23 protein-coding genes and 2 pseudogenes are annotated in these 26253 nt (G+C 72.6%); 12 read left to right on the top strand and 13 right to left on the bottom strand.

Going from position 1 to position 26253, the window contains the following annotated elements; genetic code table 11:
- Positions 1-77 precede the first annotated feature (77 nt).
- Positions 78-962 carry an RNA polymerase sigma-70 factor gene (locus AB0A61_RS07470; protein ID WP_361287619.1) on the bottom strand — a complete coding sequence of 295 codons (885 nt, stop codon included), beginning with the start codon at positions 960-962 and terminating at the stop codon, positions 78-80.
- 247 nt (positions 963-1209) lie between these two features.
- On the opposite strand from AB0A61_RS07470, the gene AB0A61_RS07465 reads away from it, so the two are divergent.
- The 3 genes from AB0A61_RS07465 (at position 1210) to AB0A61_RS07455 (ending at position 5466) form a co-directional block, all read left to right on the top strand.
- Complete coding sequence (locus AB0A61_RS07465; RefSeq protein ID WP_361287616.1) at positions 1210-2040, top strand: alpha/beta fold hydrolase; 831 nt, start codon at positions 1210-1212, stop codon at positions 2038-2040.
- Between the two features lie 225 nt (positions 2041-2265).
- A complete protein-coding gene (locus AB0A61_RS07460; RefSeq protein ID WP_361287613.1) occupies positions 2266-3849 on the top strand; it encodes an alkaline phosphatase D family protein in 1584 nt (527 codons plus the stop codon).
- A gap of 174 nt (positions 3850-4023) precedes the next feature.
- The gene (locus AB0A61_RS07455) at positions 4024-5466 is read left to right on the top strand and encodes a GNAT family N-acetyltransferase (protein WP_361287610.1); all 1443 of its coding nucleotides are present in this window, start codon (positions 4024-4026) and stop codon (positions 5464-5466) included.
- Between the two features lie 144 nt (positions 5467-5610).
- Here the strand turns inward: AB0A61_RS07455 and AB0A61_RS07450 are convergent, their stop codons facing one another.
- Complete coding sequence (locus AB0A61_RS07450; RefSeq protein WP_361287607.1) at positions 5611-6816, bottom strand: PLP-dependent transferase; 1206 nt, start codon at positions 6814-6816, stop codon at positions 5611-5613.
- A gap of 60 nt (positions 6817-6876) precedes the next feature.
- On the opposite strand from AB0A61_RS07450, the gene AB0A61_RS07445 reads away from it, so the two are divergent.
- Both AB0A61_RS07445 and AB0A61_RS07440 read left to right on the top strand, forming a co-directional pair.
- A complete protein-coding gene (locus AB0A61_RS07445; RefSeq protein ID WP_361287604.1) occupies positions 6877-7383 on the top strand; it encodes an Lrp/AsnC family transcriptional regulator in 507 nt (168 codons plus the stop codon).
- 64 nt (positions 7384-7447) lie between these two features.
- A complete protein-coding gene (locus AB0A61_RS07440) occupies positions 7448-9139 on the top strand; it encodes a DUF885 domain-containing protein (RefSeq protein ID WP_361287601.1) in 1692 nt (563 codons plus the stop codon).
- Between the two features lie 49 nt (positions 9140-9188).
- Here the strand turns inward: AB0A61_RS07440 and AB0A61_RS07435 are convergent, their stop codons facing one another.
- Positions 9189-9683 carry a rhodanese-like domain-containing protein gene (locus AB0A61_RS07435; protein ID WP_361287598.1) on the bottom strand — a complete coding sequence of 165 codons (495 nt, stop codon included), beginning with the start codon at positions 9681-9683 and terminating at the stop codon, positions 9189-9191.
- Between the two features lie 140 nt (positions 9684-9823).
- On the opposite strand from AB0A61_RS07435, the gene AB0A61_RS07430 reads away from it, so the two are divergent.
- The gene (locus AB0A61_RS07430; protein ID WP_361287595.1) at positions 9824-10270 is read left to right on the top strand and encodes an Lrp/AsnC family transcriptional regulator; all 447 of its coding nucleotides are present in this window, start codon (positions 9824-9826) and stop codon (positions 10268-10270) included.
- 23 nt (positions 10271-10293) lie between these two features.
- Here AB0A61_RS07430 and AB0A61_RS07425 read toward each other — a convergent pair whose 3' ends face one another.
- The 5 genes from AB0A61_RS07425 to AB0A61_RS07405 form a co-directional block, all read right to left on the bottom strand.
- A complete protein-coding gene (locus AB0A61_RS07425) occupies positions 10294-13287 on the bottom strand; it encodes an SMC family ATPase (protein ID WP_361287591.1) in 2994 nt (997 codons plus the stop codon).
- 34 nt (positions 13288-13321) lie between these two features.
- Complete coding sequence (locus tag AB0A61_RS07420; protein WP_361287588.1) at positions 13322-14485, bottom strand: exonuclease SbcCD subunit D; 1164 nt, start codon at positions 14483-14485, stop codon at positions 13322-13324.
- A gap of 108 nt (positions 14486-14593) precedes the next feature.
- On the bottom strand, positions 14594-15220 hold the full coding sequence (locus AB0A61_RS07415; protein WP_361287585.1) for a YigZ family protein: 627 nt from the start codon (positions 15218-15220) through the stop codon (positions 14594-14596).
- A gap of 76 nt (positions 15221-15296) precedes the next feature.
- Positions 15297-15836, bottom strand: coding sequence for a histidine phosphatase family protein (locus AB0A61_RS07410; protein ID WP_361288279.1), 540 nt, complete (start codon positions 15834-15836; stop codon positions 15297-15299).
- Positions 15836-16606, bottom strand: coding sequence for a hypothetical protein (locus AB0A61_RS07405; protein ID WP_361287582.1), 771 nt, complete (start codon positions 16604-16606; stop codon positions 15836-15838). Before AB0A61_RS07405 ends, AB0A61_RS07410 begins: the two co-directional genes overlap by 1 nt.
- A 214-nt stretch (positions 16607-16820) precedes the next feature.
- Here AB0A61_RS07405 and AB0A61_RS07400 point away from each other — a divergent pair, with 214 nt between their 5' ends.
- The 3 genes from AB0A61_RS07400 to AB0A61_RS07390 all read left to right on the top strand — a co-directional run bounded on the left by AB0A61_RS07400 (position 16821) and on the right by AB0A61_RS07390 (position 20380).
- On the top strand, positions 16821-17228 hold the full coding sequence (locus AB0A61_RS07400; RefSeq protein ID WP_361287579.1) for a CoA-binding protein: 408 nt from the start codon (positions 16821-16823) through the stop codon (positions 17226-17228).
- A gap of 203 nt (positions 17229-17431) precedes the next feature.
- A complete protein-coding gene (locus tag AB0A61_RS07395) occupies positions 17432-19069 on the top strand; it encodes an APC family permease (protein ID WP_361287576.1) in 1638 nt (545 codons plus the stop codon).
- A gap of 75 nt (positions 19070-19144) precedes the next feature.
- Positions 19145-20380: a 4-hydroxybenzoate 3-monooxygenase gene (locus tag AB0A61_RS07390; protein ID WP_361287573.1), complete on the top strand. Its 1236-nt coding sequence runs from the start codon at positions 19145-19147 to the stop codon at positions 20378-20380.
- A 128-nt stretch (positions 20381-20508) separates the two neighbouring features.
- On the opposite strand, the pseudogene AB0A61_RS07385 reads toward AB0A61_RS07390, so the two are convergent.
- Positions 20509-20852: pseudogene (locus tag AB0A61_RS07385) on the bottom strand (metalloregulator ArsR/SmtB family transcription factor).
- A gap of 37 nt (positions 20853-20889) precedes the next feature.
- Here AB0A61_RS07385 and AB0A61_RS07380 point away from each other — a divergent pair.
- Positions 20890-21237: pseudogene (locus tag AB0A61_RS07380) on the top strand (cation diffusion facilitator family transporter); the annotation flags it as partial.
- Between the two features lie 152 nt (positions 21238-21389).
- On the opposite strand, the gene AB0A61_RS07375 reads toward AB0A61_RS07380, so the two are convergent.
- Both AB0A61_RS07375 and AB0A61_RS07370 read right to left on the bottom strand, forming a co-directional pair.
- Entirely contained in the window at positions 21390-21947 is a 558-nt protein-coding gene (locus tag AB0A61_RS07375; protein WP_361287570.1) for a YbaK/EbsC family protein, read from the bottom strand.
- Between the two features lie 43 nt (positions 21948-21990).
- On the bottom strand, positions 21991-22563 hold the full coding sequence (locus AB0A61_RS07370) for an XRE family transcriptional regulator (RefSeq protein WP_361287567.1): 573 nt from the start codon (positions 22561-22563) through the stop codon (positions 21991-21993).
- A 93-nt stretch (positions 22564-22656) separates the two neighbouring features.
- Here AB0A61_RS07370 and AB0A61_RS07365 point away from each other — a divergent pair, with 93 nt between their 5' ends.
- Complete coding sequence (locus AB0A61_RS07365; RefSeq protein ID WP_361287563.1) at positions 22657-23514, top strand: DMT family transporter; 858 nt, start codon at positions 22657-22659, stop codon at positions 23512-23514.
- Positions 23515-23601: 87 nt separating this feature from the next.
- Here AB0A61_RS07365 and AB0A61_RS07360 read toward each other — a convergent pair whose 3' ends face one another.
- The gene (locus AB0A61_RS07360; protein ID WP_361287560.1) at positions 23602-24498 is read right to left on the bottom strand and encodes an acyltransferase; all 897 of its coding nucleotides are present in this window, start codon (positions 24496-24498) and stop codon (positions 23602-23604) included.
- A 126-nt stretch (positions 24499-24624) separates the two neighbouring features.
- On the opposite strand from AB0A61_RS07360, the gene AB0A61_RS07355 reads away from it, so the two are divergent.
- The gene (locus AB0A61_RS07355; RefSeq protein WP_361287557.1) at positions 24625-25152 is read left to right on the top strand and encodes a gamma carbonic anhydrase family protein; all 528 of its coding nucleotides are present in this window, start codon (positions 24625-24627) and stop codon (positions 25150-25152) included.
- 190 nt (positions 25153-25342) lie between these two features.
- On the opposite strand, the gene AB0A61_RS07350 is transcribed toward AB0A61_RS07355, so the two are convergent.
- Positions 25343-25996, bottom strand: coding sequence for a DedA family protein (locus AB0A61_RS07350; protein WP_361287554.1), 654 nt, complete (start codon positions 25994-25996; stop codon positions 25343-25345).
- Positions 25997-26253 lie beyond the last annotated feature (257 nt).

Here is a 26253-nt window from a genome sequence, read left to right as displayed (position 1 = left end):
GTGTGACGTCACGGCAAAGCCCCCGTCGCGGGGACGGGAGCTTTGGCCGGGGCTGGACCGGTCCCGCTGCGGCGCGCTCAGAGGCCGGCCAGCGACTCCAGCTTGTCGGGGTTGCGGATGATGTAGACGGCCTGGATCCGCCCGTCGGCGACGTCGAGCTGGAAGACGCTGTCGGGCGTGTCCCCGGACCGGACCAGCACCGCCGGACCGCCGTTGAGCTCCAGGACGCGGAGCGAGGGGTCCGCAATGCCCTTGCCGGCCACGGCGACCAGGAAGCGGCCCACCTTGTCGGCGCTCTCCAGGACGCGCAGCGGCGCCCTCGACTTGCCACCGCTGTCGCCGACCAGGCGGACGCCGGGTGCGAGCAGCGACATGAGTCCGTCCAGGTCGCCGTCGGTCGCGGCGGCCAGGAACCGCTCGGTGAGGTCGCGGCGCTGGGCCGGGTCGACCTCGTAGCGCGGCCGCCGTTCGTCGACGTGCCTCCGGGCCCGCCCGGACAGCTGGCGCACCGCCGACTCGGTCCGGTCGAGCATGGCGGCGATCTCGGCGTACGGGTAGCCGAAGGCCTCCCGGAGGACGAACACCGCTCGTTCCAGCGGTGACAGCGACTCCAGGACGACCAGCACGGCGAGCGACACCGAGTCGGAGAGCACGGCCCGCTCCGCGGAGTCCGCGACGCTGCCCGCGAAGTCGGTGACGAGCGGCTCCGGCAGCCACGGGCCGACGTAGCTCTCGCCCCGCGCCTTGATCTGGCGGAGCCGGTCGATGGCGAGGCGGGTGGTGACGCGTACCAGGTAGCCGCCGGGCTCGCGCACCTCGCTCCGGTCGACGCCGGACCAGCGCAGCCATGCCTCCTGGACCACGTCCTCGGCGTCCGCCACCCGCCCGAGCATGCGGTAGGCGACCCCCATCAGGACGGGCCGGTGTTCTTCGAATACGTCGGTCCCGGTGTCGGTGATCACCGCTCCATCCCAGCCGAGACCTCGGGCCGTGTCCAGGCGGAATCGCCGTGGCGGGCACAACAGTGGCTACGGCTCCGGATGTGCGCGCGTCCAACCCGGCGGTGCGCGACGCCCGTTGAGTGCCGTCCGGCCGGGGCGAGCGGGCACGAGGTACACGGCGACACGGGGCTACCGACTGGTAGCAATTGCTGACAAGCTGTCTACCCTCTGCCCGGCGTTCGTCAGCGATTCCCGACGAGGAGCACCCATGTCCGCCACCGTCTCTTTCAAGGTCCCCACTCCGCACGGCCCGCGGACCGTGACCCTCTCCTACGCGCGCGTGGGCAGCGGTGAGCCGCTGATCCTGCTGCACGGCATCGGTCATCACCGGCAGGCCTGGGACCCGGTGGTCCACCTCCTCGCGGCGGAACGCGACGTGATCGCCGTGGACCTCCCCGGCTTCGGCGCCTCCCCCGCGCTGCCCGACGGCCTGCGGCACGACCTGCCCACCATGAACGCCGCGCTCGGCGCCCTGTGCGAGGCGCTGGAGATCGAACGGCCCCATGTGGCGGGCAACTCCCTGGGCGGCCTGCTCGCCCTGGAACTGGGCCGCGAGAAGCTCGTGCGATCCGTCACCGCCTTCTCTCCGGCCGGGTTCTGGACGCAGGCCGAACGGCGTTACGCCTTCGGCGTGCTGCTCACGATGCGGCGGATCGCGCGCCGCCTGCCGCTGCCGCTGGTCGAACGGCTGGCGCGCACAGCGGCCGGACGTACCGCCCTGACCAGCACCATCTATGCCCGCCCGAGCCGTCGTTCACCCGAGGCCGTGGTCGCCGAGACGCTCGCACTGGCGCGGGCCACCGGGTTCGACGACACGCTCCGGGCGGGTGTCGCCGTGCAGTTCACCGACGACGTGCCGGGCATCCCCGTCACCGTGGCCTGGGGCACGAGGGACCGGCTCCTGGTACGCCGTCAGGGAGTCCGCGCCAAGCAGATGATGCCGCGGGCCCGGCTGGTGCGACTGCCCGGCTGCGGGCACGTCCCGATGAACGACGACCCGGCCCTGGTCGCGCGTGTGATCCTCGACGGCAGCCGCTGAATCCTGCCCGGCCGCCGCAGCGCAACCCACGCGCGTGCCGAACGGGGCGGCCACGGTACGGGACGAGGCCCTCTTGGTGCCGACTGTGTGGGGCTCGTCCTGGGGCATGTGTCAGGTCCGGTGCCCGCACGGCCAGTTGTTCACTCGTGGTTTGCGTGGGCGCCGCGCCGCCCCAGTAGGTGTGGCACTGCACACCGGCCGGAACCCGTCCCTGGAGGCGTACACATGGCACACCGTCCGTTCCCCGGCCGCCGCAGCGTCCTGCGCGGCTCGCTGGCCGCCTCGGCGGCCCTGACCCTGCCCGGCGCGCTCGGCGCGGCTCCGGCGCTCGCGCTGTCCGGTCGCCCCCGGGCGAGCTGGGGCGTGCAGGCGGGAGACGTGACCTCCGACTCCGGCCTGGTCTGGGTACGGTCCGACCGCCCGGCCCGGATGATCGTCGAGACGTCGGCCACCGAGTCGTTCCGCCACCCGCGCAGATGGCACGGCCCGTTGCTCGGCGCCGGTTCGGACTTCACGGGGACGACCCGCCTGCGCGGGCTTCCGGCGGGCGAGCAGATCCACTACCGCGTGCTGCTCGCCGACCCGGACGACCCGCGCCGCACCTGCGAGCCCTCGGCGGGGACCTTCCGCACGGCGCCCGCGGGCCGGCGGCAGGGCGTGCGGTTCGTGTGGTCCGGCGACCTGGCCGGACAGGGCTGGGGCATCAACGAGTCCATCGGCGGATACCGGATCTTCGACGCCATGGCGAAGGTGGACCCGGACTTCTTCCTGTGCAGCGGCGACAACGTCTACGCCGACGGACCGATCCCGCCCACCGCCACGCTCCCGGACGGCAGCACCTACCGGAACGTCACCACCGAGGAGAAGTCGCACGTCGCGGTCACCCTGGCCGACTTCCGGGGCAACTTCCGCTACAACCTGCTGGACTCGGCGCTGCGCCGGTTCAATGCCCAGGTGCCCAACGTCATCCAGTGGGACGACCACGAGGTGCGCAACAACTGGTACCCGGGCGAGGTCATCGGCACCGGAACCCCGTACCCGGCCGGCACCAGGCTCGACGACCTGGCGCTGCGCGCCCGGCAGGCCTTCTCCGAGTACTTCCCGGTCTCCACCCTGGGCGGGCGACCGGACGGACGGATCTACCGCGTCCACCACCACGGCCCGCTCCTCGACGTGTTCGTGCTGGACATGCGCACGTACCGCAACGCCAACTCGCCCGACAACCAGACGACCGACCCGCAGGGCATCCTCGGCGCCGAGCAACTGGAGTGGCTCAAGCGGGAGCTCGCCCGCTCCCGTGCGGTGTGGAAGGTCATCGCCGCGGACATGCCGCTCGGCCTGGTCGTGCCCGACCCGGTCGAGGGCAGGCCGAACTTCGAGGCCGTCGCGCAGGGCGACCCGGGCGCGCCGCTCGGCCGCGAGCTGCAGATCGCCGAGCTGCTGCGGTTCGTCAAGCACCGCCGGATCACGGGGACGCTGTGGCTGACGGCCGACGTGCACCACACCTCGGCCCAGCACTACGACCCGTCGCGGGCCGCGTTCAAGGACTTCGAACCCTTCTGGGAGTTCGTCTCCGGTCCGCTCAACGCCGGTGCCTTCCCGGCCAACGCGCTCGACGGCACGTTCGGCCCGGACCGGGTCTTCGTCAAGGCGCCCACCGCGTCGAACGTCTCGCCCGCCGTGGGCTACCAGTTCTTCGGCGAGGTAGACATCGACGGTGACAGCGGGGAGCTGACCGTACGGCTGCGGGAACAGGACGGCACCGTGCTCTTCACCCAGGTGCTGCAGCCGGGCCGGGTCGGTCAGTGACTCTCCCGTAGTCTCTTCCTCTGCGCCGCGCACCGGCGTCATCCCCCGGTGCGCGGCCGGACTGCCGTAGTTAAAAGAGTAATAAAAGGTACAGATCCCTGCTTTACCCGTCGGTCACAGTGCGTTCGTGATCACGCAACACCGTTCCTTCACAGTGGCTGCATGACTCGAAAAATGTCTGATGTGACCCACGGCAGGCACGGTCGTCCCGCGCATCACTGGCGGCGGGACGTGGTCGAACTCGCCGCGCTCTTCACGGCCGTGGCGGTGGCGGACGCCGTGGCGAACCTGGTCGGGCACGGGCCCGGCGGGCCGGCCCTGCTGGTGACCTCGGCGGTGGTACTGATCGCCACGGTGGCGTTCCACACCTGGTGGGCACGGCGGCATGGGCACGCACCGCCGACGCACGATCCCGGTGCCCGGCCGCTCGCCGCCCGACGGCAGCGGACCGGGCGGCCGTCCGCCGGCTCCCCGCAGTCGCCCGACGAGGTGTCGGGAGCGAGCGCCCTGTGGCGGATGCGGACGACGGTCAGGGACGAGCCGGGAACGCTGGCCGCACTGTGCGCGGCGCTGGCCGCCCATCGCGTCGACATCCTCAGCCTGCAGACGCATCCGCTGGCCGAGGGGACGGTGGACGAGTTCCTGCTGCGCGCTCCCGGAGAGGTCGAGGCGTCCGGGATCACCAAGGCGGTGTCGCTGGCGGGCGGCAGCGACACCTGGATCGAGCGGGCCGACGCGCACGACCTGGTGGACGTCCCGACGCGGGTCCTGGGCCTGGCCTCCCGCACGGCCCTGGACGCGGCCGAACTGCCGCTGGCGCTCCGGCAGTTGCTGGGGCGGTGCACGATCCGTTCGCTGCCCGCCAGGCCGGTGGGCGGTGGGCGCGGCCCGCAGGAGGTACCGGCCGAGGGGGTGCTGGAGGACACGGTGATCCGGCTGCGGGCGCCGGAAGGCGGAGTGATCACCGTGGAACGGCCGTACCTGCCCTTCACGCCCACCGAGTTCGCGCGCGCCCGCGCCCTGGTCGAGCTGGACTCCCGGCTCGGTCCCCGCATCCCGCACAACCAGGACGTGCTGACCCTGCCCGAGGGCAACGCGATCACCGTGCGCCGGGCCGACACGAGGGACCTCGCGGCGGCCAGGGCGATGCACGACCGCTGCTCGGCGCGAACGCTCGGCAGGCGGTACCACGGGCCGGTCGGTGACGCCGACCGCTACCTGAACCACCTGCTCAGCCCGCGCTTCGGGCGGACGCTCGCGGTGCAGACCGCCTCGGGACGGATCGTCGGCCTCGGTCACCTGCTGTGGGACGGCGACGAGACGGAGGTGGCGCTGCTGGTCGAGGACGAGTGGCAGCGTCGTGGCGTCGGAGCCGAGTTGCTGGGCCGGCTGGTGGCCATGGCCGTCGAGGCGGGCTGCGAGAGCGTGTACGCCGTGACGCAGGCGTCGAACACCGGCATGGTCGCCGCCATGCGCGGCCTCGGCCTGCCCCTGGACTACCAGATCGAGGAGGGCACGCTGGTCATCACGGCCCGCCTCGATGCGACACCGGTGACCTCAAGGCTGCCGTACGACCTCCGGCAGGAGGAGTACGAAGGACCCGGCGTGCGCGACTGAACCGTGACCGGACCGCGCCGGGCCGCGGGCCCCGGTGACGACGATTGGCCCGGCGGTCTCCGCCGGGCCAATCGTCGTCGTTGAACGGGACCGCCGGCCACCGGCCGTGCCGTCAGCCGGTCAGCCCGTCAGCCCGTCAGCCGCTCAGCTCAACGCCTCGCGGAGTCCCATCGGGGTCCGGTGCTGGTGCGCGTCCGTCAGTGCCCCGTCCAGATCGGCCCAGAGGTCGTCGACGTCCTCCAGCCCGACCGACAGGCGCAGCAGTCTGTCGCTCACCCCGGCGCCCCGCCGGTCGTCGGCGTCGACGATGCGGTGGCTGATGGACGCCGGGTGCTGGATGAGGGTGTCGACGCTGCCGAGGCTGACCGCCGGGGTGATCAGGCGGACCCCCGCGATCACCGCGTGCGGGTCCTCGTGGACCTCGAAGGCGATCATCGCGCCGCCGATGCGCGGGTAGTGGACCCGGGCGACGCGCGGGTCGGCCGCCAGGCGGCGGGCCAGTTCCGCGGCGGTGGCGGAGGCGGCCCGGACCCGCACCGGCAGCGTGGACAGGCCGCGCAGCAGCAGATAGCCGGCGAGCGGGTGCAGGACGCCGCCGGTGGCGAACCGCACCTGCCGCAGCCGTCCGGCGAACTCCTCGTCGCAGGCCACCACACCCGCCATCACGTCACCGTGCCCGCCCAGGTACTTCGTCGCGCTGTGCAGCACCAGCCGTGCCCCCTGCTCGGCCGGACGTTGCAGCACGGGCGTGGCGAAGGTGTTGTCGGCCAGGAGCGGCACCGAGCCGCAGGCGTGGGCGACGGCCCGCAGGTCGACCTCGGCCAGCGTGGGGTTGGCCGGGGACTCGACCATGACCAGCCCGGTGTCCGGGCGCAGCGCGTCCGCGATTCCGGCCGGGTCGGTCCAGGTCACCTCCGTGCCGAGCAGGCCCGCGGTCAGCAGGTGGTCGCTGCATCCGTACAGGGGCCGTACGGCCACGACGTGCCGCAGCCCCAGGGATGACCGGACCAGAAGGACCGCGGTCAGCGCCGCCATGCCGCTGGCGAACGCGACCGCCGACTCGGTCCCCTCCAGCCGTGCCAGGGCGGTCTCGAAGCGGGCGACGGTCGGGTTGCCGAGCCGTCCGTAGACGGGCGGGCCGTCCAGGTCCGCCCCGTCGGCGGCGAAGGCGTCGATGCGGGCGGCCTCGCCCCGGCTGTCGTACGAAGGGTAGGTGGTGGACAGGTCGATCGGCGGGGCGTGCAGTCCCTGGCGTGCGAGGTCGTCACGACCGGCGTGCACGGCCTCGGTGGCCAGTGCTCTGGATGCGCTGCGTATGTCGTCGTACGCGTGCGTGCTCGCTGAGTCCATGGGCGGAAGGGTGAACACCGGCCGGGGGGCCGGCTTCGCATCCCGTGTTACGTTCTGGCCATGGCCGAATCCGTCGTACTGGATCCGGTGGATCTGCATCTGCTGCGGCTGTTGCAGAACGACGCCCGGACCACCTATCGAGACCTCGCGGCGCAGGTCGGGGTCGCGCCGTCCACGTGCCTGGACCGCGTGACCCGGCTGCGGCGCTCGGGCGTCATCCTCGGCCACGAGCTGCGGCTCGATCCGGCCAAGCTGGGCCGGGGGCTGCAGGCGCTGCTGTCGGTGCAGGTCCGGCCGCACCGGCGCGAGCTGGTGGGGCCCTTCGTGGAGCGGATCCGGGCACTGCCGGAGTCGATCACCGTCTTCCATCTGACCGGCCCGGACGACTATCTGGTCCACGTCGCCGTCGCGGACATGACGGACCTGCAGCGGCTGGTTCTGGACGAGTTCACATCGCGGCGCGAAGTGGCGCGCGTGGAGACCCGGCTGATCTTCCAGCAGTGGGACTGCGGTCCCCTGCTACCGCCCGGTACACACCTGGCGACGCCCTCAGCGAAATCGGACTGATTACGGCCGGGCACCCGGAAATCCGGGCTGACGCCGACCATGTCTCCGTATGAGGATGGTCCGCATGTCACAGACCAAGAGCCCGCTGCCCCGCCAGGTCGCCGACGCCTACGTCGACGAGCTCATCGCCCTCGACCCGGTCACCGGTACGTTTCTCGGTGTGAAGGAGAGTTCGGGCAGGATGCCCGACCTCTCGCCCGCGGGCCAGGAGGCGCTCGCGGAACTGTCGCGCAGGACCCTCGCCGAGTTGGCGGAGGCCGAACGCCGCCCCGGCGCCGACAGTGACATCGAACGCCGGTGCGCACGCCTGCTGCGCGAGCGGCTCACCGCGCACCTCGCCGTGCACGAGGCCGACGAGCACCTGCGCTCGGTCGGCAACCTCGGCACGGTCGCGCACCACGTGCGCGAGGTGTTCACGGTGACGCCGACGCAGACCGACGAGGACTGGGCCGCCGTCGCCGAGCGGCTGCGCGCCGTCCCGGGGGCGCTGGCGGGGTACCGCGAGTCCCTGGCGCTCGGCCTGGAACGCAAGCTGTACGCGGCCCCGCGTCCGACGGCCACCTTCGTCGAACAGCTCACCGAGTGGTCGGACACCGACGGCAAGGGCCGCGGGTGGTTCGAGGACTTCGCCTCGGCGGGCCCGGACGCACTGCGCACCGAGCTGGACGAGGCGGCCCGCGCGGCGACCGCGGCCGTCGTGGAGCTGCGCGACTGGCTGCGCGACGTGTACGCGCCGACCATCGAGGGCGCGCCCGACACGGTGGGCCGGGAGCGGTACGCCCGGTGGGCGCGCTACTACAACGGCACCGACCTCGACCTGGACGAGGCGTACGCGTACGGCTGGTCGGAGTTCCACCGCATCCTCGGCGAGATGCGGCGGGAGGCCGAGAAGATCCTGCCCGGCGCCGAGACGCCGTGGGTGGCGCTCGCGCACCTGGACGAGCACGGCACGCACATCGAGGGGGTCGACGAGGTCCGCGAGTGGCTGCAGGGCCTGATGGACCGGGCGATCGAGGAACTGGACGGCACACACTTCGAGCTCGCCGAGCGGGTACGGAAGGTGGAGTCGCACATCGCGCCGGCCGGCAGCGCGGCCGCGCCGTACTACACGCCCCCGACGGAGGACTTCTCGCGTCCCGGCCGCACCTGGCTGCCTACCATGGGCCGGACCCGCTTCCCGGTCTACGACCTGGTCTCGACCTGGTACCACGAGGGTGTCCCCGGCCACCACCTCCAGCTGGCGCAGTGGGCGCACGTCGCCCGGGACCTCTCCCGGTACCAGGCCTCCGTGGGCCAGGTCAGCGCCAACGCGGAAGGCTGGGCGCTGTACGCGGAGCGGCTGATGGACGAGCTGGGCTTCCTCACGGACCCCGAGCACCGGCTCGGCTACCTCGACGCGCAGATGATGCGGGCCGCCCGCGTCATCGTCGACATCGGTATGCACCTGGAGCTGGAGATCCCGGCGGACTCGCCCTTCCACCCGGGCGAGCGCTGGACGCCGGAACTGGCCCAGGAGTTCTTCGGCGCGCACAGCAGCCGGCCGGCGGACTTCGTCGAGAGCGAGCTGACCCGCTATCTGACCATCCCCGGGCAGGCGATCGGCTACAAGCTCGGCGAGCGGGCCTGGCTGCTCGGCCGCGAGCGGAGCAGGCAGCGGCGCGGCGACTCCTTCGACCTGAAGGCCTGGCACATGGCGGCCCTCTCCCAGGGCTCCCTCGGCCTGGACGACCTGGTGGACGAGCTGTCTCGGCTGTGAGTCCCGAAGGGCGGCCGTTTCCGCGGCCGCCCTTGCGGCGTGCTCCGCCTCAGCAGCCGCAGTCGTCCGCGGCGAGCGGCGCCGTCAGGGAGTCGGCCGGCCTGCGCTCGGGGCCCTGCCAGGTCTCGTACGCGAAGCCCTCGCGCACCCAGTACTCGAAGCCGCCGAGCATCTCCTTGACCCGGTAACCGAGTTCGGCGAGGGCGAGGGCGGCGCGGGTCGCCCCGTTGCAGCCCGGCCCCCAGCAGTAGGTGACGACCGGGACCGACCGGTCGAGGAGTTGCCCGGCCTGCTCGTTGACGAGGCCGGTCGGCAGATGGATCGCGCCCGGTATGTGCCCCTGGTCCCAGGCCTGGGTGGAACGGGAGTCGAGCAGGACGAAGCCGGGGTCGCCGCCCGCCGCGAGCGCGGCGGCGACGTCGGAAACGTCGGCGTGGAAGGCGAGGCTCGCGCGGAAGTGGGCGACGGCCTCGGCCGGGGGCGCGGGGGCGACGCGAAGGACGGGGTTGGCGGGGGGCGTGGCGGGGGTCGTTGCGGGGGTCATCGTCTGGCCCTTCCTGGCGTGTCCGGCGGATGCCGCGGCTGTCGGTGACAGGAAATCTACGGTCGTGGATCACCTCCCTGAAGTCGCGATCCACGGCGCAGTTCTTGATGTGCCGGGGATTCCCCTGCTATTTCTCCGTCATGACCGCGTTTTCCCCGGACGCCACCGACTGGCGCATCCTCGACGTCCTCCAGCGGGAGGGCCGGGCCAGCTTCGCCGAGCTGGCGCGGGCCGTGTCCATGTCACCGAGCGCGGTGACCGAGCGGGTGCGCCGACTGGAGGAGGCGGGGGTCATCCAGGGCTATGCGGCCGTGGTCGACCCGGAGCGGCTCGGGCTGCCGATCCTCGCGTTCGTGCGTCTGCGCTATCCGAACGGCAACTACAAGCCCTTTCACGACCTGGTCGCCGCCACCCCCGAGATCCTGGAGGCGCACCACGTGACGGGGGACGACTGCTTCGTCATCAAGGTCGCCGCCCGTTCCATGCGTCATCTGGAGGAGGTGTCCGGGAAGATCGGCACGCTGGGCTCGGTGACCACGAGCATCGTCTACTCCTCGCCCCTGCCCCGGCGCCCCCTCGGTCGCTGAGGTGAGGTCGGAAGACCCCGTCCTCAGGACACACCACGCCGGCGCACCGTCGAACCGGAACGGCCCTTGACGACCTCCAGCTGGGCGTGGATCCGTCTGCGCAGGTCGGCGACGTGGCTGACGATGCCGACACTGCGGTCGCGTTCGCGCAGGGAGTCGAGGACGTCGAGGACCTCGTCCAGGGTCTGGTCGTCGAGGCTGCCGAAGCCCTCGTCGATGAACAGCGTGTCGAGTCGGACCCCACCGGCCTCGTCGGTGACGACGTCCGCGAGGCCGAGGGCGAGTGCCAGCGAGGCGAAGAAGGTCTCGCCGCCGGACAGCGTGGCCGTGTCCCGCTCCCTGCCGGTCCAGGCGTCGACGACGTGCAGCCCGAGCCCGCTGCGGCCGCGCCCGGCCCGGTCGTCGGAGTGGACCAGGGTGTAGCGGCCGGAGGACATGCGCTGCAGTCGTACCGTCGCCGCGGCGGCCACCTGTTCCAGGCGGGCGGCCAGCACGTAGGACTCCAGGCGCATCCTGCGTTCGTTGTCGGCCGAGGTGCCCGCGGTGAGCGCGGCGAGGCGGGCGACCCGGTCGTACTCCTCGCGCAGCGGCGCCAGCCGCCGTGTTGCGGTCGCCGCGCGGGCGGACAGCCGGTCGAGTTCGGCGCACCGCCGGGCCGCGGCGTCGCGCGCGGAGGCGGCGTCGCGCACCCGTTGGCCGGCGGCGGCCGCGGCGGCCTCCGCCGCGACGAGGTCGGCGGCCGGCTGCCGGGCGGCGGCAGCGGTGTCGGCCTCGGCGAGGACGGCGCGTACGGCGGCCTCCTCGAACTGCCAGGCGTCCAGGCGCCGTTGAAGCTCACGGTGGGCGGTGTCGTCGAGGAGGGCGGCGGCCGCGGCCTGCGGTGTGTCGAACCCGGCGCGGAAGGCGGCCTCGGCGAGCCGTCCGTCGGCCTCCTTGAGCCGCTGTGCGCTCTGCTCTGCGGCGCGCGCGGCCTCGGCGGCGTCGGTGAGCAGGGCCGCCTGCCGCTCCAGCTGCGCGGCTCGCGCAGCGACACTGTCGGCGGCGCCTCGGGCCTGCGCCAACTCGCTCTCCAGCGTGGCACTTTCGCGTTCCAGGGTTTCCCTGCGGGTCAGGCGTGACGCCGCCCGCACCTCGGCCTGCTGCCGGTCGGCCAGTCGCCGCTCGCGTTCCTGCTCTGCCCCGCGCAGCTCCTGGTGCGCCGCGTGCAGTGCGGAGGCGTCCCGGCGTGCCTGGGTGAAGAGCCGCTCCAACTCCGCCAGGTCCGTGGCCAGTTGTGCGGTGGATGTGTCACCGGCCTCGGCGGTGGCGGCGGCCAGGGCCTCCCGGACCGCGCCCAGGCGGCGCTCGTCCCTGGCGCGCTGCTCGTCGCCCTCCTGGTAGGCGGCCAGGGCCTGTTCCTCCGCCTCTCGGTCGACGTGCCCGGCGATCTTCCGCGCGGGTGCGGGGTGGGCGGTGGAGCCGCAGACGGCGCAGGGTTCGCCGTCGGTGAGGTGCGCGGCCAGTTCGGCGGCGATGCCGTTCAGGCGCTGTTCCTTGAGGTCGAGCCAGTGGTCCCTGGCGCGCACCGCGCGGTCGGCCGAGTCCAGGGCCCTCCGCTGTGCCTCCTCGGTGTCTTCGGCCAGCTGGTCCCGTGTGCGGGCGGCGCCGAGCCGCCGCTGCGCGCCTTCCCGCTGGACAGCGAGCTGTTCGGCCCGCGTGGCCGCCTCCTGAGCGGATTCGATCCGGGCCCGCAGGGCCGCCCGGAGCGTGTCCCACTCGGCGAGCCAGGCATCGGCCTCCTGCAGGACCTCTTCGTCGTCCCGTTCCCGTCGGTCCAGGTCGGTCCGTTCGGCGACGAGCGCGGCCAGACGCTGCTCGGCGCGGCGCGCCGACTCCAGGCCGCCCAGTTCCTCCGCGGTCCGGCGGGCCACGGCGGTGAGTCCGGCCGCTCCGGCGTCGGCGAAGGCATCCGGGAGCAGGGCGCGTGCTTGTGCTTCGGCGGCGGACGCCCGGCGGTGCTCGGCGTCGGCGGCCTCCCGCAGCTCCAGCGCCGGGGCCACCGCCTCCGCCTTGCGCCCCCGCTCCATCCGCGCCTGCGCCTCCCGGTGCCCGTCGGCCCGCTCCTCGAGGCGCGCGGCCCGCTCCCGTGCCTGCGCGAACCGCTGCTGCAGCCGGGCCAGTTCGCGCACGCCGTCCAGGGTGCGCTCGGCGGCGGCCTGCGCGGACTCGGCGGCCGTGAGCCGGCTGTGGGCGATCGTCAGGTGTTCCCGGGCGGTGCTGCGGGCGGCGGCGGCCGCGCTCAGCACCGCCTGGGCGAGGCCGGGTTCGCCCGGGGCGAGCTCCGGCAGCTCCATGGCGTCGCCGGCCGCCTGCTGCATGCGGTGCGCGTCGGCCAGCAGCGCCGCGTCGCCCTCGCGGACCTGCGCCTCGGTGGTGCGCCTGCGTTCGGCGAGGCGCTTTTCCACCTCGGCGAAGCGATGGGTGTCGAACAGGCGGCCCAGCAGTTTGCCCCGGGCCTCGGCGTCGGCGCGCAGGAAGCGGGCGAAGTCGCCCTGCGGCAGCAGCACCACCTGGCAGAACTGCTCACGGCTCATCCCGAGCAGTTGGGTGATCTCCTCGCCGATCTCCTGATGGGAACGGCTGAGGTCCTTCCAGGTGCCGGCCGAGGCGTCGTACTCGCGCAACCAGGTCTGGGCCTTGTCGAGCGTCGTGCCCGTACCGCGTTTCTTGGGGCGCTCCCAGGGCGGCTGCCGGGTGACCTCCAAACGCCGTCCGGCGACCGTCAGTTCAAGGGTGACCTGGGTGCGGGTCGTCGCCGCCGCGTGGTCGCTGCGCAGCGTCAGACCCTGTCCGCTCTGCCGGGCGCCCGGCACCGAGCCGTACAGCGCGTAGCACACGGCGTCGAGGACGGAGGTCTTGCCGGCGCCGGTCGGGCCGTGCAGCAGGAAGAGGCCGGCGGCGGACAGCGCGTCGAAGTCGACGCTGAGCGAGCCGCCGAAAGGGCCGAAGGCGGTGATGCCGAGACGGTGCAGCCTCACCGGGCCTGCCCCCCGTCGTCGTACCGGCGAGGGATCACCGGGCCACCTCCCGCACCGCCTGGTCCGCGCGCACGGCGTCGAAGGCCTCGCGCAGCACGGTCTGTTCGTGTGCGTCGGGGGCCGCGCCGCGCACATGGGCCACGAAATCCTCCGCGATCTGCTGGTCGCTGCGGCCCGCGAGGCGGCGGGCGTAGGACACGTCGGGGTCGTCCGGGACCCGTTCGGGGTCGAAGACGAGGCTGAGGGTGTGCGGGAAACGCTCGCCAAGGCGGGCCATGGGGTCGGCCGGGCGGACCGGGTCGGTGAGCGTCGCCTCGACCCACGCCTCCTCGTGGCGGGTGAGGCCCGGGGCGGCGAGCAGGTCCTCCAGCGTGCCCCGGATCCGGGCCAGCGCACGCGGCACCGGGCAGTCGACCCGTTCGGCGGTGACGGAGCCGTCCGCGTCGAGGTCGACGAGCCACATGCTCTTGCGGTGGTCGGCCTCGGAGAAGGAGTACGGCAGCGGGGAGCCGGAGTAGCGCACGCGCTCGGTGATGGTCTGGCAGCCGTGCAGATGGCCCAGGGCCGCATAGTCGACACCGTCGAAGACGCCCGCGGGCACGGCCGCCACCCCGCCGACGGTGATGTCCCGCTCGCTGTCGCTGGCCCGGCCGCCGGTGACGAAGGCGTGCGCGAGGACGACGGACCGGGTGCCCGGCGCGCGGGCGGCGAGGTCGGCGCGGACGCGGTCCATGGCCGCGGCGAGTACCGTCTCGTGGGCGGCCGTCTCGACGCCGAACTCGTCCTTGACCAGGGCGGGTTCGAGGTACGGCAGACCGTAGAAGGCGATGTCGCCGTGGGCGTCCTGGAGCACCACCGGCGTCGCGCACGCCGCCGGGTCGGTCCGCAGATGAATGCCCGCACGGTCGATGAGGCCCGCGCCGACGCCGAGGCGGCGCGCCGAGTCGTGGTTACCGGAGATCATCACCGTCGGCACACCGAGGTCGGCGAGGCGGTGCAGGGCGTCGTCGAACAGTTCGACGGCGGCGAGCGGCGGCACCGCGCGGTCGTACACGTCTCCCGACACGACCACCGCGTCGACGGCGCGCTCGCGCACGGTCGTGACGAGGTGGCCGATGAACCGGGCCTGGGCGCCGAGCATGTTCACGCGATGGAACGCCCGGCCCAGGTGCCAGTCGGAAGTGTGCAGCAGCCTCATGATCTCCGAAGACTAACGGCCGGGTCCGACACCTCGGGCGGTTACTCCCGTATCGGGCCGCCACGTGCGCGCCGATTACGCCCAGTTATGCGCTGCTTGTCCGGTATATCAGGCGTCCCCGTAGGCCTCGCCGCCCAGTTCGAACCCCGCGGTCCCGGCCGTGGCGTCGGCCAGCCAGGCCCGGAAGGCGTCCACGTCCGCGTCCGGCAGACCGATCTCGATGCTGACCGCCTCGCCGTAACGCACGTCGCGCACCTCGCGCCCGGTGGCCCTCAGGTCGTTCTGCACCTTGCCGGCCCGCTGGTGGTCGACGGTCACCGTGGCCAGGCGGAAGCGCCGGCGCGTGAGGGTGCCGAGCGTGTCCAGGGCCTCGCCGACCGCCCCTCCGTAGGCACGGATGAGTCCGCCCGCACCGAGCTTGACGCCGCCGTAGTACCGGGTGACGACGGCGACGACGTACCGCATGTCGCGTCGGAGCAGCATCTGGAGCATGGGGACACCGGCGGTGCCGCCGGGTTCGCCGTCGTCGCTGGCCTTCTGCACGGCGGCGTCGGCGCCGATGACGTAGGCCCAGCAGTTGTGGGTGGCGTCGGCGTGCTCCTTGCGGACCGCGGCGATGAACTCCTGGGCCTGCTGCTCGGTGGCCGCCGGGGCGAGGGCGCACAGGAAGCGGGAGCGGTTGATCTCGGTCTCGTGCACGCCCGCGCGGGCGACTGTGCGGTACTCGTCCTGCATCCGGCCAGCCTATGTGCAGGCCCGGGGGACGCAGCGACGTCCGCGGATCACCCGTGGGACGGCCCGAGCGCGCGGCTCACCTCTTCGCGCCCCGCGGCACGACGAACTCGGTCAGCAGGGCCGTGCCGGGAGCGAGGGCCTGCCAGCCGGCGCCGTGCCACACCAGGACGGCGATCGCCGACGTCGGGAACTTCTGCCGGAGCCGCTCCAGCGTGTCGTCGAGCCCGTCCCCGGCGAGTTCGAGGACCAGTTCCTCCAGCCCGGGGTTGTGCCCGACCAGGAGCAGCGTCCCGACCTCGGCAGGCGTCTCGCGCACGGCCGCCAGCAGGTCGGGGACGTCGGCGGCGTACAGCCGCGGGTCGTGGCGCACCGGGGGCGGGGTACCCCACTGGGCGGAGGCCAGCTCCCAGGTCTGGCGGGCCCGCAGCGCCGTGGAGCACAGAGCGAGGTCCGGCAGGCAGTCGACCTCGACGACCGCGCGGCCGGCCGCGGGCGCGTCCCGGCGGCCGCGAGGCGCGAGCGGGCGGTCGTGGTCGGCCACGTTCTCGGGCCAGGCGGACTTGGCGTGCCGCAGGACCACCAGGCGGCGGACCGGGCCCCCTCTCCGGCCGGCGATCACGACGGTGCTCCCAGGTCGCGGGTCAAGTCGAGGCCGAGCAGCCGGTCCGCGTACACGTATGTCTCGAAGCGGGCGCCGTCCGGCAGGTCCGGGCGGGTCTCGGTCCACTCCAGCACCCGCAGCACCGCCGGAACGTTCAGGTCGTCCTCCCAGGCCCGGCGCAGGCGGCCGCGCACCTCGTCGGGAACCGGCCGGGAGGGCCTCCTAGCCCAGGAAGCGACCGCGCGGCGCCAGCGGGCGAGGGTCCGCCGGGCCTCCTCCAGGGTGTCCGCGTCGAGCCGCACCGGCAGGGCGCGGCGCCGGGCTAGCAGGGCCAGGCGCAGGACGGTGGGGTCGTCGGCGGCCATTCGGGCGACCGGCATGGCCGGGTCGACGGACGCCACGGCGATCCGGACACCGTCCGGTGCGGTGCCGTCGTCGTCGCCGACCACGTGGATGACCTGCGCCTCCCCCAGCGCGGCGCCGAGGTCGTGACTGTCCTCGAACGGCCGGATGCCGAGGGCCGAGGCCCCGGCCCGCAATTCCGCCTGCTGCCGTTCGCCGGTCAGCAGGGCCCACACCGGGGTGCCGCCGAGCTCCAGGGCGCGCACCAGCAGGTCGGCGACCAGCAGCACGCGCAGCCCCGAGGCGTCGAAGCCGGACGCGTGCGCCTCGACACGGGTCAGGCCCCGGCGGGCGGGGGCGGCGTCGACGGGTTCGCCGGTTCGGGCGTCGATGATGCGCAGCACGGCCCGAGCGTAGGCGTGCGGACGGCCGCGCGCAGGCATGTCGCGCACGTTCCGGACATGCCGACGGCATTCAACCAGCCGCGGAGCCGCCGGCCCCCCGGGCCGGGGTGCCGCCCCTCGCCCCGCTCTCCCGGGAATCACGGACCGACGGACACCGTTGTCCTGTCGTTCCATCTCCATCTCACCTCCATCTCACCTCCATCTCCACTTCCACCTCCCCTCCACCTCCCCCGACTCCCGAGGAGACCCCGCGGTGTACGGCGACGAAGCGACAATCCGGAAGATTCTGACCGAACTGGGCGATACCTGGGCCGTCGTGGGCCTGTCGTCGAACCGGAGCCGTGCCGCGTACGGCGTCGCCGAGGTGCTCCAGCGCTTCGGCAAGCGCGTGGTGCCCGTGCACCCCAAGGCGGAGACCGTGCACGGGGAGCAGGGCTACGCCACCCTCGCGGACATCCCCTTCGAGGTGGACGTCGTCGACGTCTTCGTCAACAGTGATCTCGCGGGCCCGGTCGCCGACGAGGCGGTCACCAAGGGCGCGAAGGCCGTGTGGTTCCAGCTCGGCGTCCTGGACGAGGCCGCCTACGCGCGCACCCGCGACGCCGGCCTCGACATGGTGATGGACCGCTGCCCGGCGATCGAAATCCCGCGCCTCGGCTAGCGTGTGTCACCCTCTTCTCACATTCCGCAACTGAATAGAGACATTCCACGAACCCTGGGCGACCTGCGTAAAGGGCACGTAAAGGTAACCCCATGAGAAGGGTCGGATTTCCGGATCGCTCTTCTGTAGAGCGGGCCTCCATTCCTAGTCTGAGCCGCCATTGAGCGTTAATTCGGTGTTCAGATAGTGAGAGGCCCCTTGACATGGTGAAAGTCGACCATGCAGCCCCCGACGTCACGCGGGACCAAACTGGTCTGCGGCGGGACGTCGGCCTTATCGGACTGATGTGGGCCTCGGTTGGTTCCATCATCGGCTCCGGCTGGCTGTACGGCGCCGAGAAGGCCGTCGTGACCGCAGGACCCGCGGCGATCATCTCGTGGCTGATCGGCACGGTGGCGATCGTCCTCCTGGCGCTCGTGCACGCCGAACTCGGCGGCATGTTCCCGGTGGCGGGCGGCACGGCCCGCTACCCGCACTACGCCTTCGGCGGCCTGGCCGGTATGTCCTTCGGCTGGTTCTCCTGGCTGCAGGCGGCGACGGTGGCCCCGATCGAGGTCGAGGCGATGATCGGCTACGCCGCTCACTGGGACTTCGCCAAGGGCTTCCAGCACGCCGACGGCACGCTGACGACCAGCGGCTTCATCGTCGCCCTGGCCCTGATGGCCGTCTTCGTCGCGGTCAACTTCCTGGGTGTGCGCGTCCTGGCCCACACCAACAGCGCGGCAACCTGGTGGAAGATCGCAGTGCCGCTGGGCGCGATCTTCGTCATCGCGGTGGGCAACTTCCACCCGCACAACTTCACCGTCCAGGGCTTCGCCCCGTTCGGCGCCAAGGGTGTGCTGGGAGCCATCAGCTCCAGCGGCATCATCTTCGCCCTGCTGGGCTTCGAGCAGGCGATCCAGCTCGCGGGCGAGAGCCGCAACCCCAAGCGTGACCTGCCGCGTGCCACCCTCGGCTCCGTGGCCATCGGCGCGACCATCTACGTCCTGCTCCAGGTCGTGTTCATCGGCGCGCTGCCGCTCAGCTCCTTCGCGCACGGCTGGGCCAAGCTCGACTTCCCGGGCATCAGCGGTCCCTGGGCGGGTCTGGCGACGCTGGTCGGCCTCGGCTGGCTGAGCGTGGTGCTGTACATCGACGCCGTCATCTCCCCCGGTGGCACCGGCCTGATCTACACCACCGCGACCTCCCGCGTGTCCTACGGCCTGGCCAAGAACGGCTACGCGCCGAAGCTCTTCGAGAAGACCGACTCGCGCGGCGTGCCGTGGTTCGGCCTGGCCATCTCCTTCGTGACCGGCGTGGTCTGCTTCCTGCCCTTCCCGAGCTGGCAGGAGCTGGTCGGCTTCATCACCTCGGCAAGCGTCCTGATGTACGCCGGTGCGCCGCTGGCGTACGGTGTCTTCGCCGACCGGCTGCCCAACCACGAGCGCCCCTACCGCCTGCCCGCGGGCAAGCTGGTCGCGCCGCTGTCCTTCGTGGTCGCCAACCTGATCATCTACTGGGCCGGCTGGGACACCCTGTGGCGGCTCGGCGTGGCGATCGTCCTCGGCTACGTGCTCCTCGGCGGCTATGCCTGGTACGCCAGGAGCAAGGGCCTGCCGGACGCGCCCCGGCTGGACTGGAAGGCCGCGCAGTGGCTGCCCGGCTACCTGGTGGGCCTGGGCCTGATCTCCTGGCAGGGCGGCTTCGGCGGCCAGGGCCGCATCCCGCTGTGGTGGGACATCCTGGTGGTGGCGGCGTTCTCGCTGGTCATCTACTACTGGGCGAAGGCCACCGCGTCCGGGACCGAGGAGATCGAGCAGAGCATCGAGGAGGTCGTGGTCACGGAGGCACCCGCCCACTGACCCGGTTCCCCGTCGGTGTCCCGTCGGCCGAGGCTGTCCATGCCCCGGCTGACGGGACACCGTCATAATGCCCGGGTGACGCACATCTCCCCCCACCCCAATTCCTCTTCCCCTTCCTCTTCCCCCCAGCGCTTCCCGGTCGTCGTCGTCGGCGCGGGCCCCGCCGGACTGACGGTCGGCAACATCCTGCGGGCCGCCTCGGTGGACTGCGTGGTCCTGGAGACCGAGACGAGGACCTCCATACAACAGCGGCCCCGGGCCGGGGTCGTCGAGGAGTGGGCCGTCCGCGGGCTCGAGGAACGCGGGCTGGCGGACAACCTGGTGCAGCGGGCCGAGCGCCACACCGTGTGCGAGTTCCGCTTCGAGGGCCGGGGCTACCGCTTCCCGTACACCGAGCTGACGGGCCGACGTCACTTCGTCTATCCGCAGCCGTTGCTGGTGACGGACCTCGTGCGGGAGTACGCGGACGTACGCGGCGGGGACATCCGCTTCGGCGTGCGGGACGTACGGCTCCACGACACGGACAGCGACCGGCCGTCGGTGTCGTACCTCTGCCCCGAGACGGGCGAACGCCGACTGCTCCACTGCGACTTCGTCGCCGGGTGCGACGGAGCCCGGGGCGTCACGCGGGCCGGGCTGCCGCCGGGGCGGGCCCGGCAGGCGCGCCACGACTACGGCATCGGATGGCTGGCCCTGCTCGCCGAGGCGCCGCCGTCCTCCGACTGTGTGCTGTTCGGCGTCCACGACAACGGGTTCGCCGGCCACATGCCCCGCAGCCCGGAGATGACCCGCTACTACCTCCAGTGCCCGCCCGGTGACGACCCGGAGAAGTGGCCGCACGAACGTGTCTGGTCGGAGCTGCGGCAACGGCTCGCGGCAGCGGACGCACCACCGCTCATCGAGGGGCGGCTGCTGGAGAAGCGCGTACTCGACATGCATGACTACGTGGTCGAGCCCATGAGGTTCGGGCGCCTCTTCCTGGCCGGGGACGCGGCCCACCTCACCGCGCCCATAGCGGCCAAGGGCATGAACCTCGCCCTGCACGACGCCTTCCTGCTCGGCGACGCGCTGGCCGCGTACGTCACGAAGGGCGAGGAGAGCGGGCTGGACGGCTACTCCGAGGCCTGTCTGCGGCGTGTGTGGGACTACCAGGAGTTCTCCCAGTGGCTCTCCGAGGTGTACCACGGCACCGCGTCGGGCGATCCGTTCCGCGCGGGCACCACGCTGGCCCGGCTGCGGCGCCTGTTCACCTCGCCGGTCGCCGCGGCCGCCTTCGCGGAGCAGTACCTCGGCACGGCAGAGCGGTTCTGACCCGGCTGCCGGGCGGCACTGCCCCATGGCGGTCCGGCCGGCCCCATCGCGGTCCGGGCTGGTCCCACAGCGGTCCGGCCGGCCCCATCGCGGTCCGATGCCGACCGCGGGTGCGTCCCGGCCCGTCTTCAGTCGTGCGGCGGCCGGTCGTCGAGCCGCTGGTCCGCCACGTTCAGCGCCTCGTCGACCAGGCGGCGCAGATGGCCGTCGCGCAGGGAGTAGATCACTCGGCGGCTCTCCTTCCGCGTGTTCACGAGTCCCGCCAGCCGCAGGCGGGCCAGGTGCTGGCTGACCGCGGGCCGCGCGACTCCGCGGGCCTCCGTGAGGGTGGTGACGTCGGCCTCGCCGGAGGTCAGTGCGTGCAGCAGGGCGAGGCGAGTGCGGTCGCCGAGCAGGGCGAGCAGTTCGGCGAGCGCGAACTGCTCCTCGCCCGGGTGTGCGGGTGCGCATGATGCACAGGTGACAGGTGCATCATGCGCCCATACGCACGTAATGGGATCGTGGACGGGAGGGGCATGCGGGCGCTGTGGGTGTCGCCGGCCGTATTGGGCGCCACGGCGCTGGTGCAGGCCGTGGCGGTGGTCGCCTGCGGCTCGGTGGCTCTGCTCGGCGACACCGTGCACAACGCGGCGGACGCGTTGACCGCCGTGCCGCTGGGGATCGCCTTCGTGCTGGGCCGCCGCGCGGCGGCCCGCCGCTTCACCTACGGCTACGGGCGCGCCGAGGACCTCGCGGGTCTGGTGAACGTGCTGACGATCGCGGCGTCGGCGGTGTTCGCCGCCCGGGCGGCGGTCGAAAGGCTCCTGGATCCGCGGCCCGTTCAGCACCTCCCCGCAGTCGCGGTGGCGGCCGTAGTCGCCGATCCCCGGTGAGGCCGATCCCCACCTGGCGCCGGCCCACCACACGACCGTCTGAGGCCGGAGGTCGCGTGGGCCGCCGCGCCGACGCGTGCGCCACCGGGTACGTCTTGCGATGGCGGCCCGCTGTCGGGCAACGGCGCCGGGCTCCCTCAGGCCACGCCCAGGCCGTCCAGCACCACGGCCCCCGGCAACTCGGCGAAGGCCTTGCCCGGTACCAGCAGTTTGCCGAGCCGGCGTCCGCTGCCGACCAGCACGTACGGCAGGTCGACGACGGCGGAGTCGACCAGGAGCGGCCAGCCCTCGGGCAGCCCGATCGGGGTGATGCCGCCGTACTCCATGCCGGTCTCCCCGGTGGCGACCTCCATCGGCGCGAACGAGGCCTTGCGCGCGTCGAGTTGGCGGCGCACGACGCCGTTGACGTCGATCCGGGTGGTGGACAGGACCAGGCACGCGGCCAGTTTCGTCTCACCGCCGCGCCTGCCCGCCACCACCACGCAGTTCGCCGACTGCTGGAGCAGCTCGCGCCCGTAGTGCTCGACGAAGACGGCCGTGTCGGCCCACTCCGGGTCGGTCTCGACGTAGACGATCTGATCCGCGGGGACGCTGCCGCGCCAGTGGCGTACGGCGTCGGCGACCGGAGGGGTCAGCTCGTCGAGGCAGTCGGGGGCGGGAGCGGCGTGGTCGAAGTTTCCGATGGGTGCGCGCATGACCGCACGCTAACAGCCGTGCGGCAGCGGTCGAGGGCACGTCTCAGCGGACGGGCGGGACGGAGACCGCCATCACCATCTCCATCGGCACGGCGCCGTCGTTGGCGTAGGTGTGGGGGGTGTTGGCCTCGAAGGAGGCGCTCGCACCGGCCGGAACGCGGTACTCCACCCCGTCGACCGTGAGCGTCAGCTCGCCGGACGTGACGTGGACCAGCTCGACCGTGCCGGTGGGGTGCGGGTCGGACGCGCTGCGCTCGTCCGGCATCAGCCGCCACTCCCACATCTCCAGCGGGCCGGGGGCCTCGACGCCCGCGAGGAGCCGGTTGTAGCTCCCGGCGTCGGTGTGCCACAGGCGTACGGCCTGGTCTGCGGGGACGATACGGACCTTGGGGCCCTGCTCGTAGTCGAGCAGGGTGGTGATGCTGATGCCCAGTGCGTCACCGATCTTGACGACCGTGCCGAGGCTGGGGTTGGTGCGGGCCTGCTCGATCTGGATGAGCATGCCGCGGCTGACTCCCGCACGGGCGGCGAGCGTGTCCAGGGTGAAGCCGCGCTCGGTGCGCCAGCGCTTGACGTTGCGCGCCAGGGACTGGGTCAGCAGGTCGAGGTCCGACACATTCCGTCCAATATTCTGGATGACAGAGTTGAGTTTACTGAACTACGGTGGGCTGTACCGCACTGTTCATCGAACTGTACTGCGAGGGACGTCGTGACAGCACTCTTCGCCCTGGCCACCAGCCTTCTGTGGGGTCTGGCCGACTTCGGCGGCGGGCTGCTGACCAGGCGCAATCCGGCGCTCATGGTCGTGGTGGTCTCCCAGGCGGTCGCGGTGGCGGTGCTGGGCGCGGTCGTCGTCGCCACCGGCGGATGGAGCGAGGCCGGGCCACGGCTGTGGTTCGCGGTCGCCGCGGGGCTCGTCGGGACGGTGGCGATGCTCTCCTTCTACAAGGCGCTGGCCCTTGGCCCGATGGGCGTGGTCTCGCCGCTCGCCACGCTGAGCGTGGCCGTCCCCGTGACCGTCGGCCTGGTGCTCGGCGAGCGACCCGGACTGCTGCAGGTCGCGGGCATCGCGGTGGCCTTCGTCGGAGTCGTGCTCGCGGGCGGTCCCCGGCTCGGCGGGGCCGCGGTGCAGCGCCGGGCGATCTGGCTGACGCTGGTCGCGGCGCTCGACTTCGGCACGGTGTTCACCCTGATCACCGAGGCGTCGACCGACGTGACCGGCCTGTTCCTCGCGCTCTTCGTGCAGCGGGTGGCCAACGTGGTCGCGGGCGGGGCCGCGCTGTACGTGTCCGCGCGGCGGGGCGGGGCCGTACTCCCGCAGGGCCGCTTCCCCTGGCGCTTGCTGCCGGCGCTCGCCTTCGTCGGTCTCGCCGACGTCGCGGCCAACGGCACGTACGCGGTCGCCGCCCAGCACGGCCCGGTCACCGTGGCGGCCGTGCTCGCCTCCCTCTACCCGGTGGTGACCGCGCTGGCCGCACGGGGATTCCTCAGCGAACGACTGCGGGCCGTCCAGACGGCCGGCGCCGGCCTGGCACTGGTGGGCACCTTGCTGCTGGCCACGGGCTGAGCCGGAACCGGCAGCCGGCCGGGGGAGCCGACCGACATCCGCGCCCGGTCCGGCGGCCGGTGTCCGCGCCCGTCCCGGCGGCCGGGTTCAGCCCTCGGTGTCCAGTTCGGCGAGACGGGTGGGCGTTTCCTCGCTCAGGCCGGCCAACGGGGCGGGGCCCCGTCCGGCCGGGCCGGTCAGCCGGGCGGCGCCCCTGTGGTCCAGGCCGGCCGGCCCCGCCGCACTCCGTTCGTCCAGCGCGGCCAGGGCGGCCGCCGTCTCCTCGTCCAGGTCTGCCAGCGCCAGCAGTTGCTCCGGGGTGACCCCGTCGGGGATCGGCACCGGTGCCGGTGTCCGCAGTGGTGGCTGCCAGCCCTCGGCCGGTGTCCAGCGGCGTACGACCCGGGCGGGCGCCCCGGCGACCACCGCGTGGTCGGGCACGTCGCCACGGACCACCGCACCGGCCGCGACCACGACGTTGCGCCCGATCCGGGCCCCGGGCAGGATCACCGCGCCGGTGCCGATCCAGCACCCGGGTCCGATGTGCACCGGCTCCATCCGCGGCCACTGCCTGCCGATCGGCTGGTGCGGATCGTCGTAGGAGTGGTTGGTCGAGGTGACGTAGACGTACGGACCGAAGTAGCAGTCGCTGCCGATGGTGACCGTCGTGTCGGCGATGACGTGGCTGCCGCGGCCGAGGACGACGCCGTCGCCGATGCGCAGGATGGGCTCCGGACCGAGGTCGAGGTCGGGCATCAGTCCGGCGGTCAGCGTGACCTGTTCGGCGATGATGCAGTGGGCGCCGAGGTGGATCCAGGGTTCGCCGAAGACGGTGCCGAGCGGGAAGGCGAGCCTGGTACCTGTTCCCATGGAGCCGAAGCGAAGGCGCCCGGGGCGCTCTGCCGAGACGGAGCCCGTGCGCTGCACCCAAGCCCAGCCCGCATGGACGGCGCGCTGGGCAAGACGGCGCCGCCATGATGAGAACGTGTTCTTGCGCTTGGGCATCCGCTCACCGTACTCAGACCGAGCCGCACCCACGGGCCGGGGCCGCTGTGATCTTCGCCCCACCGGATGACGTACCGTTCCGGTACGCGTCGAGACACGCAGCAGGCCCGGGACGGGGAGACGAGGATGACGCACAAGGCGCTGATCGCGAGCATCGGAGGCAGAAAGCCCCGGGTGGATCAGGAGGCGTTCGTGGCGCCCACGGCCACGGTGATCGGTGACGTGTCGCTGGGCGCGGGCACGAGCGTCTGGTACGGCGCGGTGCTGCGCGGCGACGTCGAGAAGATCGCCGTCGGCGCGAGCAGCAACGTCCAGGACAACTGCACGCTGCACGCGGACCCGGGCTTCCCCGTCAGCGTCGGCGAGCGCGTTTCCATCGGGCACAACGCCGTGGTGCACGGGGCGACGGTCGAGGACGACTGTCTGATCGGCATGGGGGCTACGGTCCTCAACGGCGCGGTGATCGGTGCGGGTTCCCTGGTGGCGGCCCAGGCGCTGGTGCCGCAGGGAATGCGGGTGCCCCCGGGCTCACTCGTCGCGGGCGTGCCTGCCAGGGTCAGGCGGGAGCTGACGGAGGAGGAGCGCCAGGGGATCTCGCTGAACGGCACCCTGTACGCGGACCTGGCCAAGGCGCACGGCGAGGTTCACGGCTAGGGGGTGTCGTTTGGATCAGCGCGGATCAGGCCGCGGCGCATGGTGCGGTGCATCGCAAGGCGGAGCATGACCCGCGTACTGGACGTACTCGGGTCATGCGACAACGCGGCGAGGTGCCGTGCCAGGGGTCGCGGACCCGCGGTGATCCAAACGACACCCCCTAGCCGCGGGACCCCCAACGGCGTTGTCGTCACTCGCCGGCGGCGACCGGTTCGGCCTCCTCGGTGCGCCGCTGGGCGGCCTGTGCCTTCTTCGCCTTGCGCTTGAGCACCAGCATCGAGGTGAGCCCGATCAGCGCCGCCACCACCAGTCCCAGCCACGAGAACTTCTTCAGCCAGGACTCGGCGACCACGCCGACGTAGTAGATGACCGCGGTGGTGCCCCCGGCCCAGCAGATGCCGCCGAGGACGTTGGCGACGAGGAACTTCCAGTACGGCATTCGCAGCACGCCCGCGAGCGGGCCGGCGAAGATCCGCAGCAGGGCGACGAAGCGGCCGAAGAACACGGCCCACATGCCCCACTTCTCGAAGGACCGCTCGGCGGTGGCGACGTGCCCCTCGCTGAAGTGCTTGGGGAACCTCTTCCCCAGCCAGGTGAGCAGCGGCCTGCCGCCCTTGCGGCCGATGGCGTAGCCGATGGAGTCGCCGACGACCGCGCCCGCGGTGGCGCAGGCGCCGAGCACCACGGGGTTGATGCCCGAGTGCTGTGCGGACATGAGCGCGGCGGAGACCAGGATGATCTCGCCGGGCAGCGGGATGCCCAGGCTCTCCAGACCGATGACCAGGGCCACCACGGCGTAGACGGCGGCCGCGGGTACCGTGTCGAGCCAATCCTGGACGTGCACCGCCGGTTCCTCCCCGTTGTCGTCCCAGTCGTCTGTGGTCCCAGTCGTCCCGGCGCGCGCCGGGCAGGGCGCACCCGGAAAGCCTACCTGCTCGGCCACACGGACGGCCCCGCCCGCCCGTCGGCCGGCGTTCGGAGATTTACCTGCGGGAACTCCGGCGTTTTACCTGAGGGAAGAAGCTTCGATCTTGAGGCGCACCGAAGTCCCTCATTAACCTCTGGAATGCCCTCCCCCATCACCCTGAGTTCGCCGAATAT

It is taken from the genome of Streptomyces sp. NPDC046197, assembly GCF_040646295.1.
Taxonomy (GTDB): Bacteria; Actinomycetota; Actinomycetes; order Streptomycetales; family Streptomycetaceae; genus Streptomyces.
The sequence above is the reverse complement of the archived record's forward strand: the minus strand, read 5'-3'. Positions and strand labels throughout refer to the sequence as shown.

Excerpts from the sequence above, each read along its gene's own strand:
- AB0A61_RS07465 (WP_361287616.1), top strand. The coding sequence starts at position 1,210 with ATGTCCGCCACCGTCTCTTTCAAGGTCCCCACTCCGCACGGCCCGCGG.
- AB0A61_RS07460 (WP_361287613.1), top strand. The coding sequence starts at position 2,266 with ATGGCACACCGTCCGTTCCCCGGCCGCCGCAGCGTCCTGCGCGGCTCG.
- AB0A61_RS07455 (WP_361287610.1), top strand. The coding sequence starts at position 4,024 with ATGTCTGATGTGACCCACGGCAGGCACGGTCGTCCCGCGCATCACTGG.
- AB0A61_RS07450 (WP_361287607.1), bottom strand. The coding sequence starts at position 6,816 with ATGGACTCAGCGAGCACGCACGCGTACGACGACATACGCAGCGCATCC.
- AB0A61_RS07445 (WP_361287604.1), top strand. The coding sequence starts at position 6,877 with ATGGCCGAATCCGTCGTACTGGATCCGGTGGATCTGCATCTGCTGCGG.
- AB0A61_RS07440 (WP_361287601.1), top strand. The coding sequence starts at position 7,448 with ATGTCACAGACCAAGAGCCCGCTGCCCCGCCAGGTCGCCGACGCCTAC.
- AB0A61_RS07435 (WP_361287598.1), bottom strand. The coding sequence starts at position 9,683 with ATGACCCCCGCAACGACCCCCGCCACGCCCCCCGCCAACCCCGTCCTT.
- AB0A61_RS07430 (WP_361287595.1), top strand. The coding sequence starts at position 9,824 with ATGACCGCGTTTTCCCCGGACGCCACCGACTGGCGCATCCTCGACGTC.
- AB0A61_RS07420 (WP_361287588.1), bottom strand. The coding sequence starts at position 14,485 with ATGAGGCTGCTGCACACTTCCGACTGGCACCTGGGCCGGGCGTTCCAT.
- AB0A61_RS07415 (WP_361287585.1), bottom strand. The coding sequence starts at position 15,220 with ATGCAGGACGAGTACCGCACAGTCGCCCGCGCGGGCGTGCACGAGACC.
- AB0A61_RS07405 (WP_361287582.1), bottom strand. The coding sequence starts at position 16,606 with ATGCCTGCGCGCGGCCGTCCGCACGCCTACGCTCGGGCCGTGCTGCGC.
- AB0A61_RS07395 (WP_361287576.1), top strand. The coding sequence starts at position 17,432 with ATGGTGAAAGTCGACCATGCAGCCCCCGACGTCACGCGGGACCAAACT.
- AB0A61_RS07375 (WP_361287570.1), bottom strand. The coding sequence starts at position 21,947 with ATGCGCGCACCCATCGGAAACTTCGACCACGCCGCTCCCGCCCCCGAC.
- AB0A61_RS07360 (WP_361287560.1), bottom strand. The coding sequence starts at position 24,498 with ATGCCCAAGCGCAAGAACACGTTCTCATCATGGCGGCGCCGTCTTGCC.
- AB0A61_RS07355 (WP_361287557.1), top strand. The coding sequence starts at position 24,625 with ATGACGCACAAGGCGCTGATCGCGAGCATCGGAGGCAGAAAGCCCCGG.